Annotated in this window: 9 protein-coding genes; 5 read left to right on the top strand and 4 right to left on the bottom strand. The window is 43.5% G+C overall.

The genetic code is table 11. From position 1 onward, the window contains the following. Positions 1 to 209 precede the first annotated feature (209 nt). Positions 210 to 1,799, bottom strand: a complete 1,590-nt coding sequence (gene ahpF, locus D1814_RS18745; RefSeq protein ID WP_118495159.1) for an alkyl hydroperoxide reductase subunit F — start codon at positions 1,797 to 1,799, stop codon at positions 210 to 212. A 178-nt stretch (positions 1,800 to 1,977) separates the two neighbouring features. After that, the gene (ahpC, locus tag D1814_RS18750; protein WP_442857726.1) at positions 1,978 to 2,535 is read right to left on the bottom strand and encodes an alkyl hydroperoxide reductase subunit C; all 558 of its coding nucleotides are present in this window, start codon (positions 2,533 to 2,535) and stop codon (positions 1,978 to 1,980) included. Between the two features lie 300 nt (positions 2,536 to 2,835). Between ahpC and D1814_RS18755 the strand changes: the two genes are divergently transcribed. Then, complete coding sequence (locus D1814_RS18755) at positions 2,836 to 4,164, top strand: DUF2252 family protein (protein WP_118495161.1); 1,329 nt, start codon at positions 2,836 to 2,838, stop codon at positions 4,162 to 4,164. Positions 4,165 to 4,485: 321 nt separating this feature from the next. Beyond that, a complete protein-coding gene (locus tag D1814_RS18760) occupies positions 4,486 to 7,071 on the top strand; it encodes an ExeM/NucH family extracellular endonuclease (protein ID WP_118495162.1) in 2,586 nt (861 codons plus the stop codon). Between the two features lie 169 nt (positions 7,072 to 7,240). Here the strand turns inward: D1814_RS18760 and D1814_RS18765 are convergent, their stop codons facing one another. Then, the gene (locus tag D1814_RS18765; protein ID WP_118495163.1) at positions 7,241 to 8,926 is read right to left on the bottom strand and encodes a response regulator; all 1,686 of its coding nucleotides are present in this window, start codon (positions 8,924 to 8,926) and stop codon (positions 7,241 to 7,243) included. 215 nt (positions 8,927 to 9,141) lie between these two features. Further along, complete coding sequence (locus D1814_RS18770; protein ID WP_118495439.1) at positions 9,142 to 9,813, bottom strand: 2OG-Fe(II) oxygenase; 672 nt, start codon at positions 9,811 to 9,813, stop codon at positions 9,142 to 9,144. 483 nt (positions 9,814 to 10,296) lie between these two features. Here D1814_RS18770 and D1814_RS18775 point away from each other — a divergent pair, with 483 nt between their 5' ends. The 3 genes from D1814_RS18775 (at position 10,297) to rluF (ending at position 13,786) form a co-directional block, all read left to right on the top strand. Next, complete coding sequence (locus D1814_RS18775; protein ID WP_118495164.1) at positions 10,297 to 11,853, top strand: carbon-nitrogen hydrolase family protein; 1,557 nt, start codon at positions 10,297 to 10,299, stop codon at positions 11,851 to 11,853. A 211-nt stretch (positions 11,854 to 12,064) separates the two neighbouring features. After that, positions 12,065 to 12,871, top strand: coding sequence for a hypothetical protein (locus D1814_RS18780; RefSeq protein WP_118495165.1), 807 nt, complete (start codon positions 12,065 to 12,067; stop codon positions 12,869 to 12,871). Positions 12,872 to 13,027: 156 nt separating this feature from the next. Further along, positions 13,028 to 13,786, top strand: a complete 759-nt coding sequence (gene rluF / locus D1814_RS18785) for a 23S rRNA pseudouridine(2604) synthase RluF (protein WP_118495166.1) — start codon at positions 13,028 to 13,030, stop codon at positions 13,784 to 13,786. Positions 13,787 to 13,820 lie beyond the last annotated feature (34 nt).

A 13,820-nucleotide genomic window follows, 5' to 3' on the forward strand; every position in this document is an offset into this window, starting at 1 on the left:
ATTACACTAATGATAACTAGTATCATTTCTATTACTGACAATTTAGATGCATTTGGGTGTAAATGACTGTGGTTGCGATTAACTAGCGCTATAACTGCAAAACGTTCGAGGAAAAGCACGCCGATACGTTGTAAAAATGGTGTGCAAAAAAAAGCCGAACTAACTAAGTTAGTTCGGCTTTATTCCATTTTTAATTTGAAGACTAGATACTATGCAGCTTCGCTTTCATCTTCAGTCTCAACCACTTCATGGCTAAGCAGGTATTCAAAAGCTGCTAATGATGCTTTAGCGCCCTCGCCCATTGAAATAACGATTTGTTTATACGGCACAGTCGTCACATCACCGGCGGCGAAGATACCTGGCTCAGAAGTATGGCACTTAGTATCAACAATGATTTCGCCATACTGCGTCATCTCTACCATATCTTTCATGAATTGGCTGTTAGGTACAAGGCCAATTTGAACGAATACACCAGAAAGTTCGCGAGTGTGTACTTCATTGGTTGAACGATCTTGATATTCAATCGCGTTCACCTTGCCATTTTCCGCCGTAATTTGGCGTGTTGCCGCATTTTTAATAATGGTTATGTTTTCGCGCTTTTCAGCTTGGTTGATAAGTACCTGGTCCGCTTTAAGCTCTGGCATAAATTCAAACACTGTTACTGACTTCACGATACCAGCTAAATCTAGCGCCGCTTCAATACCAGAGTTACCACCACCGATAACTGCAACATCTTTTCCTTTAAAGAACGGGCCATCACAGTGCGGGCAGTACGCTACGCCATTACCTACGTTCTCTCTTTCACCTGGAACGCCAAGCTCTCTCCAGCGTGCACCGGTAGCAACGATAACCGTGCGAGTGCGGATTTGCTCACCAGAAGAAAGCGTAATCGTTTTGATATTACCTTTCTCAATGCTATCAACACGCACGTGCTCTTTAAGCGTGATGTCGTAATCACGAACGTGTTCCATTAGGTTACCGACAAGCTCAGGCCCTGTAGTTTTTGGCACAGAAATTAGGTTCTCAATACCCATGGTGTCTTTAACCTGACCACCAAAAGTTTCAGCAACTATAGCTACTTTAAGACCTTTACGAGCACTGTAAATCGCAGACGCTACACCTGCAGGGCCGCCACCAATAACAGTAACGTCTTGAAGCGGTAATGCGTCGCCTTTATTCGCTTCTTTAAGGCTAGGGTCGCGCTCGATAAGTTTGTTGATAAGTACTGAACCATCAACTTTACCGTTTGCGAATAGCTCGCCATTAAGGTAAACACTTGGTACACCTTGAATGTCGCGCTCTTGAATTAGGTTTTGATACAACCCACCGTCTATCATTTCAGTCTTGATGTTAGGATTAATCAACGCGAATTGATTAAGTGCCTGTACGACTTCGGGGCAGTTGTGACAGCTTAGGCTGATAAATACTTCAAAGTTAAGCGGCTCTTTAACGGCTTTAACCAAGGTTTGAACACTATCATCTAGCTTAAGCTCAGTACCTGCCGCGTGCAGCATGGCAAGTACAAGCGAGTTAAACTCATGGCCACCAGGAATACCTGAAAAACGAATTCCAGTATCTTCACCATCAGCTTCTAATAAAAAGCTAATAGCGCTGCGTAGTTCACCATTAGTTTCACGCTCTTCTACGTTTAGTTTTTCGCTTACTGAAGCTATGTCGGACAGAAACTTCACAAGCTCGTCGCGCTTGCTATGTTCACCGGTCTGTACGACAAAGGTTACGTTTTTTTGCATTGACTCAGCATATGATTTCAATGCTTGTAAAATTTCTTTAGTTAACACGGTTATTCTGCCTTATTTTCGACACGCCGATCCCCGCCAACCTTTTTTGAAAGGCTAACAACATAAGCGGAAATAGGAAATTAACATCAGGGAGTGGAGACCCACTCCCTACAAACTATCTGCCTTAACACTTTTACTTACAGATTATCCTGCTGTGTTAGGCACTAAGCGGTGCTGCTTAGATTTTACCAACTAGGTCTAGAGAAGGAGCAAGTGTTTCTTCACCTTCTTTCCATTTCGCTGGGCAAACTTCACCTGGGTTGTTCGCTACGTATTGAGCAGCTTTCACTTTGCGTACTAGGTCGTCTGCGTCACGGCCGATACCTTCAGAAGTGATTTCCATCGCTTGTACGATACCTTCTGGATCAACAACGAATGTTGCACGGTCAGCAAGGCCCATAGATTCACGCATACAGTCGAAGTTGCGCGTGATTTCACCAGTAGGGTCGCCAATCATTGCAAACTTGATTTTGTTGATCGTGTCTGAAGAATCGTGCCATGCTTTGTGAGTGAAGTGCGTGTCAGTAGATACTGAGAATACTTCTACGCCACGAGACTGAAGTTCTTCGTACTTATCAGCGATGTCGCCAAGCTCAGTTGGGCAAACAAATGTGAAGTCAGCTGGGTAAAATACGAAAACTGCCCATTTACCTTTGATGTCTTCGCTGCTTACGTCTACGAACTCGCCGTCTTTAAATGCAGTCGCTTTGAAAGGTTTGATAGCAGTATTGATCAATGCCATGTTTAATTCTCCATTTGGTTTAAATTTTCCGAACGCTAAATGCATACGGATACAAACTTTACGTTTATTGTGTCGACATGGTTTCACACTTTTGTGAAGATAATCACTTATCGCTAAACCCATGTCTCTCGAAACTGGTGATAAGAATAGCGCGCATCACTTAAAAAAACTAATTCATAAAAATGAATCGCTTAATCAGGTTATTGAATTGAACGATGAAAATAGAATCAATTAGCTATTCAGTACGCGATACAATCCTGTTTTCCGCCTTAATATGTACAGCGTGAGGAATCTATGAATAATACCCGAATTCACCTTATTCTCGAGGAAATTAAGCGTGTTGATAATCACGAACCTTCGCGAAGCTTGGCAAAGCACATGAAAATGGCAACGAGCCCCTTTGTATTTTATCGGGGCAGCGCACAGTTGTTCTATGCAGACATCAAAGCTGGCATGATCAACTTTCCCAAAGAATGCGACTCTATACCGCTTACTAGTGTAATGGGCGACTGTCATACTTCCAATTTTGGTTTTCTTACAGAGGAAGGATCCCACGGCGATACGGTTATTTTTTCTCCCAACGACTTTGACGATGCCTGCGTTGGCAAAGCACAATGGGACATATTGCGCTACCTCACCTCGTTGCACCTCGCTCAACTTCACTGTAGCGGTATAGTGGAAGGTAGGTATTCTGGGGAAGATATTGATATTACTAAGCCCGTAGTTACTCATCAGCAAGTTATTAGCGCTCAACACGCTTTTATTAAGCACTATGTGGAAACCTGCGACCGTGTAGTAAACAATGCCAAGGTGCTTAACGAGGCTATAGATTATTGCCCTAATGCTGTTCCTAGTAAGCTAACAAAACTTTATAAAAAAGCAAAAGCCCGTAGTGCGGGCGGCGAGGACTTTACAATTAAAAGTGCGCTTGCTAAAGCGGTGAGTTTTGATGGCGCGACGCTGGGCTTTAAATCCAACGGTGAAAAATTCGAAGCCCTGAGCGAAGGTGAATATAAAACATTACACGAAGCGTTTGCTCCTTACATGGACGAATCTATCGTTGATATTGTTAAACGCCTGAACGCAGGAACCGGCTCCGTGAATATGGCGCGCTATTATTTTTTAGTCGGGCCGTCTAAACCGCATAATGAAAAGAGTTTTGCACATTGCCATATCGTAGAAGTTAAACAACAGCGTGTTGCTGCACCTATTCATTACTTCCCTACTGTTAACCCAGTCAATCGTCTCAACGCTGCCCACCTCACCGCACGTTGCCAGCGACGAATGCAGAGAAATCCGGACCTTGTTCTTGATGAGGTGAAATTTAAAGACGCTCATTATCTAATTCGCTCAAGACATCACGCTAAAGTGGGTGTGGACCCCCAAGATATCGCAATGGGCAGTAAGGCCCTTAACGGGGGCTTTGAATATTTTGCACAATTGTGCGGCTATAGCTTGGCACTAGCTCATTGTCGCGGAGATAGAAGGAGCACGCGGTTTGCCCAATCAGCCTCAAATGCCTTTTCTCAATCAAAAGACTTGCTTGTAAAAATAGCAAATCTTTATGCAGATCAAGTCGTTGATGATCACGCTTTATTTTCCCGCCATCTTGAATCAAACTAAAACAAAGCTTCATGTAATAAAAAAGTAATACGCGCTTATAAAACGGCTATAGCGTTATTTAATAGTTAGGTAAGCCTACAAAAGTGATTTAACAGTATAAGTAAGTTTACTTATAATCCTTATATTATTGTTTTGTTTAAGCTATTTTAGAAACAGCTTGAATAATATTAAGTTATTTCTATTAATCATAAACTTCCCTACGGTAGAACAAGCAATACAAAAATTGCGCCTCACAGAGTGCTCTGCTCTTGCAGAATTTTACAACAAGAATACTAGTACCTGTGATTTACAAAAATAATGAAACTACAAAGGGAAAATGACGTGAAAACATCATTAACTTTACTATCTGCAGGAATCATCTCTGCACTTTCTTCTACCGCTATCCAAGCCAACGATTTAGTTATTAGTGGTGTTATTGACGGTCCATTAAGTGGCGGTGTTCCAAAAGCTGTAGAACTTTTCGTTGTTAACGATATTGCAGACTTATCTACCTATGGTATTGGTGCAGCGAACAACGGTGGTGGTACAGATGGAGAGGAGTTCACCTTCCCAGCTGGCACCTCTGCAAGCGCTGGTTCTTATATCTACGTAGCATCAGAAATTGACGGGTTTACCGCGTTTTTTGGTTCTGCACCAGACTACGATACATCAGAGTTAGGGATTAATGGTGACGACGCTATTGAGCTTTTCAAAGATGGCAGCGTTATCGATACGTTTGGTGATATCAACACAGACGGCAGCGGTACCGCATGGGAATACCTAGATGGGTGGGCATACCGTACATCTGGGCAATCGGCTAATGGCGGCAGTTTTGAAGCATCTAACTGGACGTACAGTGGTGTTGACGCCCTTGACGGTTCTACAACAAATACCGATGCGGCGACTCCCTTCCCAGCCGGTACATTTACCACCGAAGGTGGCGGTGACGACGTGGTTGACGTACCAGAAGAGCCTGCTGTAGAGCTTGGTATTTGTGGCGCAGACGCAACACTTATCAGTGCTATTCAAGGTAGTGAAAGCAGTTCTGCCGAAGTAGGAAATAGCGTTATTATCGAAGCTATAGTTACTGGCACACGCGCTGACGGCTTCTTTGTACAGGAAGAAGCGTCTGATTACGACGCTGACGATGCAACCTCTGAAGGTTTGTTCGTAGACGGCAATGTCGATGTTGCCACCGGTAACATCGTTCGTCTTTATGGTGAAGTAGAAGAAAACTACGGCATGACGACCCTTGCCATGGATAGCGATGTTGCTGCACTTGATTGTGGTGCAGCTGAAGCTGTGGCTGCAGTCGAGCTATCTATGCCTTACGAACTTGACCTAGAAACAGTTGAAGGCATGATAGTAAGCGTAACTGATGCGACAGTAACAAGCACGAACAACCTTTGGCGCTTCGGTGAAATCGTAGTTAGCGACGCGATTAAACGCCAGCCAAGTGATGTGGCAGCGCCTTTGTCAGATGATTATACAGCAGCGGTAGAAGCGAGCGAGACAAGTCTTCTAACTATCGAAGATAACAGCAGCTCACAGTACCCTGATGCGCTAAACTATTTCCCTACTTTCAGCTACGCAAACGCCATACGTGTTGGTGATGCGGTTTCTGCGTCAGGCCCTTTAAATTATAGCTTTGGCACATATAGAATTAATCCAAGCGAGGTTATTGACGTCACATCAAGTCGTGAAGCGACCCCTGCTGTTACAGAAGGCAACCTATCGATTGCTACTTTCAACGTGCTTAACTACTTCAACGGAGAAGTAGATGCAAACGGCGATGTAACCTTCGATTATGATGAAAATCGTGGTGCAGACGATGCTGTGGCGTTTGAATTGCAACAAGGGCGTATCGTTGATGCTATTGTTAACCTTAACGCCGATGTTGTTGGTTTGATGGAAATTGAAAATGATGGTTTCGGTGATGATAGCGCTATTCAGTCGCTCGTTAGTGCCATCAATGCTGAGCTAGGTGAAACTGAGCAATACTCATTTGTTGCCACCAGCGATGGTAGCGAAATTGGCACTGATGCTATTACTGTAGGTCTACTTTACAAAGCGTCAGTAGTAACGCCAGAAAGTGACGCTATTATTGTTGATATGCCAGTGCAACAAATTGACGAAGATAGCCTTGCACAAATGCGCCCTAGCCTTCTTCAGTCTTTTGTACACACCGAGAGTGGTAAGGCATTCCTAGTTTCAGTGAATCACTTTAAGTCTAAGGGTTCGCAGTGCGCTGAAGACATCGCCGAAGCGCCGTCTGAAGTTACAACAATTCAGGGCAGCTGTAACGCGTTTCGCGTATCGGCAGCCGTTACTTTAGGCAATGCGTTGAGCGATGAAAATCTGCCGGAGCGTAAGATAATCTTAGGCGACTTGAACGCTTATAGTGCCGAAGATCCTGTAGCAGTACTTACCAACTATACGCCTGAATCTCGTGGTTACACTATAACTACTGCGGTAAATACAGGTATGGACGATGGCGCCTCTGTTGACGTTGAATCTAGCTTCGGCTATCACAATTTAGCTGAAGAATTTGATGCCGAAGGTTTTTCATATTGGTTCTACGGTACCGAGCAAGTAGGTAGTTTAGACCACGTACTAGCAAGTGACGCCATGCTTGAAGACGCCATCGATGGTGCACACTGGAATATCAATTCAGTTGAAGCTTACCAGCTGCAGTACGACCAAGCGCTTCGTTATTATGCTGATGAAGATGGTTACGCGTTCACCGACGTTGGCCCGTTCAGAAGTTCAGATCATGACCCGTTTATCGCAACTTTTGATCTTCAAGCAGATGTTGTTGACGATGAAGAAGACGATAACGACAGCTCAGGCGGCTCAATGGGAGGAATTCTTGCTCTGTTAGCCGCAGCGATTGGCTTTCGCCGTCGTGCTACTGCTGTTAAAAAATAACAGAAGAAAGGATTAAACCCTTCTTAAAATAAAAAAGCTGCCTTGAATTCAAGGCAGCTTTTTTCGGTTTCCATTTTGACGTTGTGTATACACGAGCAGCAGTATCCGCACTACCCTTAGCCCCTTTTTAGCCCGCTTTTTCAGCGCACCAAATAGTCCAAGTCACAAATCACACTTTAGCGACGACGACACCGACTAAGTCAGCAGCATTAGTATCATCCACTTCAATGCCAATTCTAGCGATATACTGGTCCCGCTTTTCCGCTTGGGTCGCCGATAACTCTTCAGCGCATAGCAATTTGGCAGCACGCTGCGCCGAATTCATTTGTTCTTCACTTAGTCCATTGTCTAGATGCATTTGAGTAATGACTTTGAGCAGACTTAACGCGATTTGCTTGTCTTTTGGTGACAAGGTCAACGCCTGCCTTAAATTGTTATAAGCCGGGATAAGGCGATTTTCTTTGTAATTAATGGCCGCCATCTGCTTAAGCTCTTTAGTAGTAAACTGAATCTCGGTACGCTCAATAGACTCTTGATTAAGATACTCATTAACCACCTGGGAGGTGAAAGTATCCCCTTCTATCTGCTTTCTCAGTTTATCTAAAATGCTGACACAGTGTTCACGCATGCCCAGCTCATGGAAGGCTTTCATCTTATCCAAACTATCTTCCATGGACAGTCCTTCTGTAGACGCGGAACGGTCCTTCATTAACTTTTCAGCTTCGCGCTTCTCGTCTCTAAGACATAGTACTCGTGATCTCACCACGTCTATTTGCTCAGCAAGCTGACTCTGCATACCTTTTTGCTGCTTTAAGTCTTCAAGCTCATTTTCTGCGCGCTTGAGGTATTTCTCCCCTTCCACATTTCCTAAACTCGTAGCCAAATCGATAGTGGAGCGAATAACATTGAGTGTCAGTTGCGGTGAGTCATGAATGGAGTTTTTAGCAAACTTTGCCATATTTTGCACGGCAGAGAGCTGGCCAGCTTTATCGTGATTCAGCCTGGCTAGGTCCCATAAGCGCTTGTTTCGTTCAATATTGCGGGGCGCAAGCCGACTTGCCTCTTTCATTTGCTCGTAAGCAATATCAAACTGCTCTTTCTCAATAAAGTATTGTGCGAGCAAATCAAAGGTTAAGAAACGTGTATCGGGACGCTGGAGTAAATCATCAACCAACAACTGTGCTTCTTCTAGTTCATCTTGGCGCAACAATGAACGAGTAAGACCAATGTGAACCCACGCGTGGTCCATACTCTGCAAAAGCGTTCTAAAGTAATCCTCTGCCGTTTCATAGTCGCGAAGCTGCAGTAAACAATCACCAATAAGGCGCTTTATACGGGTGTGATACTCTGAAAGCGAGGGGTCTTTTAACTGTCGCTCTGCATAATACATCGCCGTCGAATAGTCGCCAGCATGCATGCAATGCAGCATTTTGTGCAGTTTCAAGCGAACTTGTATTAGGTACTCTAAACGTGCCTCTATCTTATTGCGCTGTAATGGTTTAACCCAGAAATCATCCGGCTGCAGTTCCACAATACAGTTAACAAGTTCAGGCGATGTCTCGGCACTGAGAAAAATGACCGTTGTGGTATCGTTAATGTGGTTGAGGTGCTTAAGTTCTTCAAAAAGATGAAAGCCATCTTTATCGTGACTTACATTAAACGCTAGTAATACAAAGTCGTATTGTCTTGCCGCACATAATCTCTTGGCATGGAACGCATTAAATGCGCTACTAACGTTTTTGATTCCTATTTCGTGTAATGCTGATGCAACAACATCGTGAACTAGCCCCTGGTTATCGATAACCAGCACATGCAGCTCTTCTCTTGGGGTGGGGGCAGGTATTTTTTCCAGCATTAGCCAATCACTTCTACATCTTTTCCCTAAGCGGCACAATAGCGTTAGGACAACCTATTGTGGACAACACTATGCTATCTGCGCGACGCTACCTTCAAATACAAAGTCTGTGCATGTATCACTAAGCTTCACGACTTACTCGAATTTAAAGTACGGTTTTATCACAACAGATATATAGCAAATTCATATTATACATAAGTATGAGTTTTTGGGTACTAGCGCGGAGGGTCGATACTGTCATTAACACTACCATTTACCCTAAACCATCCTGCCACAGAATGGCGCGTTCTTGCTGCAGGCAAGACTTCATGAGGGAAAGCTTCGCTAAGAAATACGACGAATGTTCCCTTTGTCGGTAAGACTTTTGTCCCTATTTGATCATTATCATCAAAATACAGCACTAATTCTCCGCCGTCTGCCTCTTCCCAGCTATCGTTGAGATAGGCAACAAGTGATAGCACCCTATTGTCTTGACCTTTAAACGCATCTACATGGCGCTTGTAAAATTTACCTGCTTCATAGCAAGCAAAATGACTTTCAAAAGAAAAGATCCCCATAAAAAGCGAACGGTTTATATATTGCTGCATGGCTTCACACCACGACAGCCACAGAGCGCCTTCCTCAGAGGAACCGGTAATCCAGCAAATCTCGTCCCCTCTCACTGTTTCAGCTTTCTGATAATTCTCTGCCCGACCAATACCCGCTTTTCTATATTCAGCTTCGGAGATTGAACGCTGGCAAGTTAACAGTGCTTGTGTAATAAAATCAGGTAACCCCTTCTCTTGAATAGAAAAGCCTTTTGAGACTAGGTCGTCAACGATGTTTTCAAATATGGCTTCATCGAAAACATGTAGAGGCTGATACGACGCAAGTTGTTCTCTATTTATCAATCTATTTTTACCTATAGGTAGTTAACTAATCGTGTGGTTATTAGGAAATTTTTGAACGTAAAAAAGTAGCGAACTTATACGCGGCGTTGAGCCTTGTGGCAATTCCATGACCACACATTTTTCGCGCTATTTTTTTATCGATAACAGAAAAATTATTTATCGTTTTGACGGTTAAAGAATTCGCACGTTTCTTGCTAACCTTATTTAATCAGTTCGTGAGTAAACTCCGCTAAAGAGAGGCTAAATCAATAACTAAAGAGAAATTTAAAAAAATAAGATCAATGAGTAAGCCAAGGTATGTATTTTAATGACTTTTGCTTCACAGCGAGCCGCCTTTTACTTGTTACCTTCGCCTTTGCGGTAAGAGCACGAGGACTACATTTAACAGTTGAAAAAACCATGACAAGGCGGTTAAGTAGAAACATACACGATGCACGTATCAGAAGTATTTATCATAGTTTTTAGGAAAAAGAGTACCCCATGAGTCAAGACCAAACACAAATAGAAGAAACGGAACACCATCTGGACTTAAGAAACTTAAGACTGGACGACTATAACGATGTAAAAGGGTTGATGGACAAGGTATACGCAAACGTTGGCGGCGCCTGGCCTTACTCTAATTACAAAGCACAAGTCACCACGTTTCCAGAAGGCCAAATATGTATAGAAGATAAAGGCAAAGTGGTTGCCTTCGCCATTTCAGTTATCGTGGATTACGACCAGTTTGGTGATAAGCATAGTTACGATGAGATAACCGGCGATGCCTACCTTACGACTCACGATCCAAATGGTGATGTGCTTTACGGCGTAGAAGTTATTGTTTGCCCAGAATACCGAGGTCTTCGTTTAGGTAGACGGTTATACGAAGCGCGAAAAGAGCTGTGTAGAAACTTAAATTTAAAATCAATTATGGCTGGGGGTCGCATACCCAACTATAGAAACTATGCGAATGAATTGTCGCCTTATGAGTACATCGAACAAGTAAAGCTTAAGGATATTTACGACCCTATTTTAACGTTTCAACTGTCAAACGGCTTTGAAGTAAAGCAAGTAATGACCGCGTACCTTCCTGAAGATGAAGCATCAAAAGGTTACGCTACACTACTTCAATGGCATAACATTTACTACGAGCCGGGCACGCCTTCATTAATCGCCAGCAGAAAATCGAGTGCGCGCATAGGTTGTATTCAGTGGCAAATGCGCTATTTCAATAATGTAGAAGAACTACTACAACAGGTCGAATACTTCGTTGACGCACTATCTGACTATTCATGCGACGTGGCCTTATTCCCTGAATTTTTCAATGCGCCACTTATGGGTCTTAGTCCATCGGATTCATCGATTGACGCTATTTGGCATTTAGCCACTTATACCGATGAAATTTTAACTGCTGTATCTCATTTAGCGGTGTCGTACAATATTACGATTATCGCTGGCTCTATGCCTGTGGTGGAAGAAGAACAACTCTATAACGTTAGCTACATATGCAAGCGTGACGGAACAATTGAGAGCCAATACAAACTTCACCCAACTCCTCATGAAAAAGAGGACTGGATAATGAAGGGTGGTAATAGTCTGAAGACTTTTGATACCGATTTTGGGAAAATCGGCGTTCTAATTTGTTACGACGTGGAATTTCCCGAACTGGCGCGCATTCTTTCCGACCAAGAGATGCAGATTTTATTTGTGCCGTTTTGGACAGACACAAAGAATGGTTATTTACGGGTTCGCCGCTGTGCACAGGCAAGAGCTATTGAAAATGAATGCTATGTAGCTATTGCTGGTAGCGTTGGTAACTTGCCTAAAGTAGATAATGTGGATATTCAGTATGGGCAGACCGCCGTGTTTTCACCTAGTGATTTCGCGTTTCCCCACGATGCAATTGTATCAGAGACGACACCAAATACAGAGATGACGCTAATCGTTGATTTAGACCTAGATAAACTCACTAAGCTTCAAAATGAGGGCTCGGTACGAAACTATCTCGACCGCCGTCGTGATCTTTATCGGGTTGAATGGATTGGCGATAAAAACTGATAAGGTTTCTATCAATGAAAAATGCTGGTTTTAAACAAACTCCAGCTTCTTTAGCTTATGGAAAGTTAGCATTCTACATAAGCCATAGAATTTCCTTCGATTTAGCGATAACATGAAACTGCGCGCAAAAAATAATGGGCTCTCTTCTCTTTAAAACAAGACATATGGGTTTTGTAAAGAGGGCGCAACATAAAGAGATTATTAATTTATTATGGCAAATAATTCGAAAAACGATGAATTTCCAACTATCAGATTGGATGAAGAAGACCGTCGAGACTATCAGACTAAAAGACAAGCGGCCCCAGCAAAGGCGGCAACACCATCATCTTCCCCTTCAACCAATCGCCAGCCTTCAAATAGTGGGGGCGGCAATGGAATCTGGGTTGTATTAGTTGCCTTTATTGCTTTAGCCGCATGTGGCGGTTGTTACTACTTATACACTATGCTTGAACAGCAAAAAGCTGTGGCTGAGCAAGCCGAAAAGCGCATTGTGCAGCTAGAGAACAAGCTTTCTGCAACGGGCGAAGAGATCGGTGAATCTACCGTTGCTTTACAAGTCAAAGTTACTGAATTGTCGAACAAGACCAATGAGCTTTGGGAGCAAATGGATAAGCTTTGGGCTTCCGCATGGCGTCGCAATCAAAAAGAAATTGCTGACCTTGGTGACCGTGTTGGCAATGTTCAGACTGCAATGAATAAAAATGTCAGTGCCGTTTCTGATGATGTCAAAACTCAGGCTGCAGCAATTGGCTCTGTTAAAAATCAGCTAGCATCACTAGCTGATGAGCTACTAGCCGTTAATGTTCAACTAGAACAAGCAACTAGCGATAAACAAAGTGCTCAGCAGCGTGTGCGTAATCTTACCGATAAATTATCAGTATTGGAGCAGCGCAACACAACCTTATCTGGTCGCATTACCAGTTTAGAAAACGAGATCCGCGACATCGCCACCAAAATAGTATCAAGCGGCAGTGCCAGTGGCGGCGCGGGCTCCCCTCCTTCTCCTGCTGGCAGTTAAACTACCTACAACCTAATGGCTTTTTGTTTTCAAAACGAACGGCGATGTATAGCTACGCCAGATAAATCCAGGAAAAAGAAAGGGGTGAATCGCCCCTTTCTTTTTGTCGTGATACCATTACCGCTTTCCCCAGAATAAGACAGGACATACTGCGCAATGAGTGACCAAGCGCCTAAACGATTGAATAAATATATTAGCGACACAGGCCTATGTTCACGCCGAGAAGCGGATAAACTCATTGAGCAAAAGCGCGTTACGGTGAATAACAAGCCCCCTGAGCTTGGCACCAAAATTGGCGTCGGCGATATTGTCAAAGTAGATGGAAAAGTAGTGGGTGCGGTAGCTAAGGATAAATCAGACAGGGTCTATATTGTTTATAACAAGCCTATAGGGATAACCTGTACTACAGAGCGGCATGTTAAAGGAAACATCATAGACGCGATTGGCCACAAAGCACGTATATTTCCCGTAGGTAGGTTGGATAAGCCTTCCGAAGGACTCATCATACTCACTAGCGATGGCGATATCGTTAATAAAATATTACGCGCTGAAAATGCGCACGACAAAGAATACGAAGTAACGGTTAACCAACCAATTAGTGAGCGGTTTGTAAAGCGTATGGCCCGTGGCGTCCCAATTTTGGGCACGGTGACAAAACCTTGTGTGGTTAAACCGACTGGCAAAAACACATTCACTATTATTCTTACCCAAGGGCTTAATCGTCAGATACGCAGGATGTGTGAGTTTTTGGGCTACGAGGTCACCAAACTAAAACGAACACGCATTATGCATTTAGAACTCGGGTCGTTAAAGCCAGGACAATGGCGTAACTTAACGGAGCGCGAATTAAAGACTATGCAAAATGCCGTTCGCTCATCAACTAAGACCGCAGAGAAAGAAGAGTTGCGTAAATAAGTGAAACTACTACATTTAGTAGTAGTCTCTAATT

Source organism: Alteromonas sp. BL110, from assembly GCF_003443615.1.
Taxonomy (GTDB): Bacteria; Pseudomonadota; Gammaproteobacteria; order Enterobacterales; family Alteromonadaceae; genus Alteromonas.

What these genes read in the sequence shown, in the direction of transcription:
- D1814_RS18755 (WP_118495161.1), top strand. Translation starts at nt 2,836, where the DNA reads ATGAATAATACCCGAATTCACCTTATTCTCGAGGAAATTAAGCGTGTT.
- D1814_RS18765 (WP_118495163.1), bottom strand. Translation starts at nt 8,926, where the DNA reads ATGCTGGAAAAAATACCTGCCCCCACCCCAAGAGAAGAGCTGCATGTG.
- D1814_RS18775 (WP_118495164.1), top strand. Translation starts at nt 10,297, where the DNA reads ATGAGTCAAGACCAAACACAAATAGAAGAAACGGAACACCATCTGGAC.
- D1814_RS18780 (WP_118495165.1), top strand. Translation starts at nt 12,065, where the DNA reads ATGGCAAATAATTCGAAAAACGATGAATTTCCAACTATCAGATTGGAT.
- rluF (WP_118495166.1), top strand. Translation starts at nt 13,028, where the DNA reads ATGAGTGACCAAGCGCCTAAACGATTGAATAAATATATTAGCGACACA.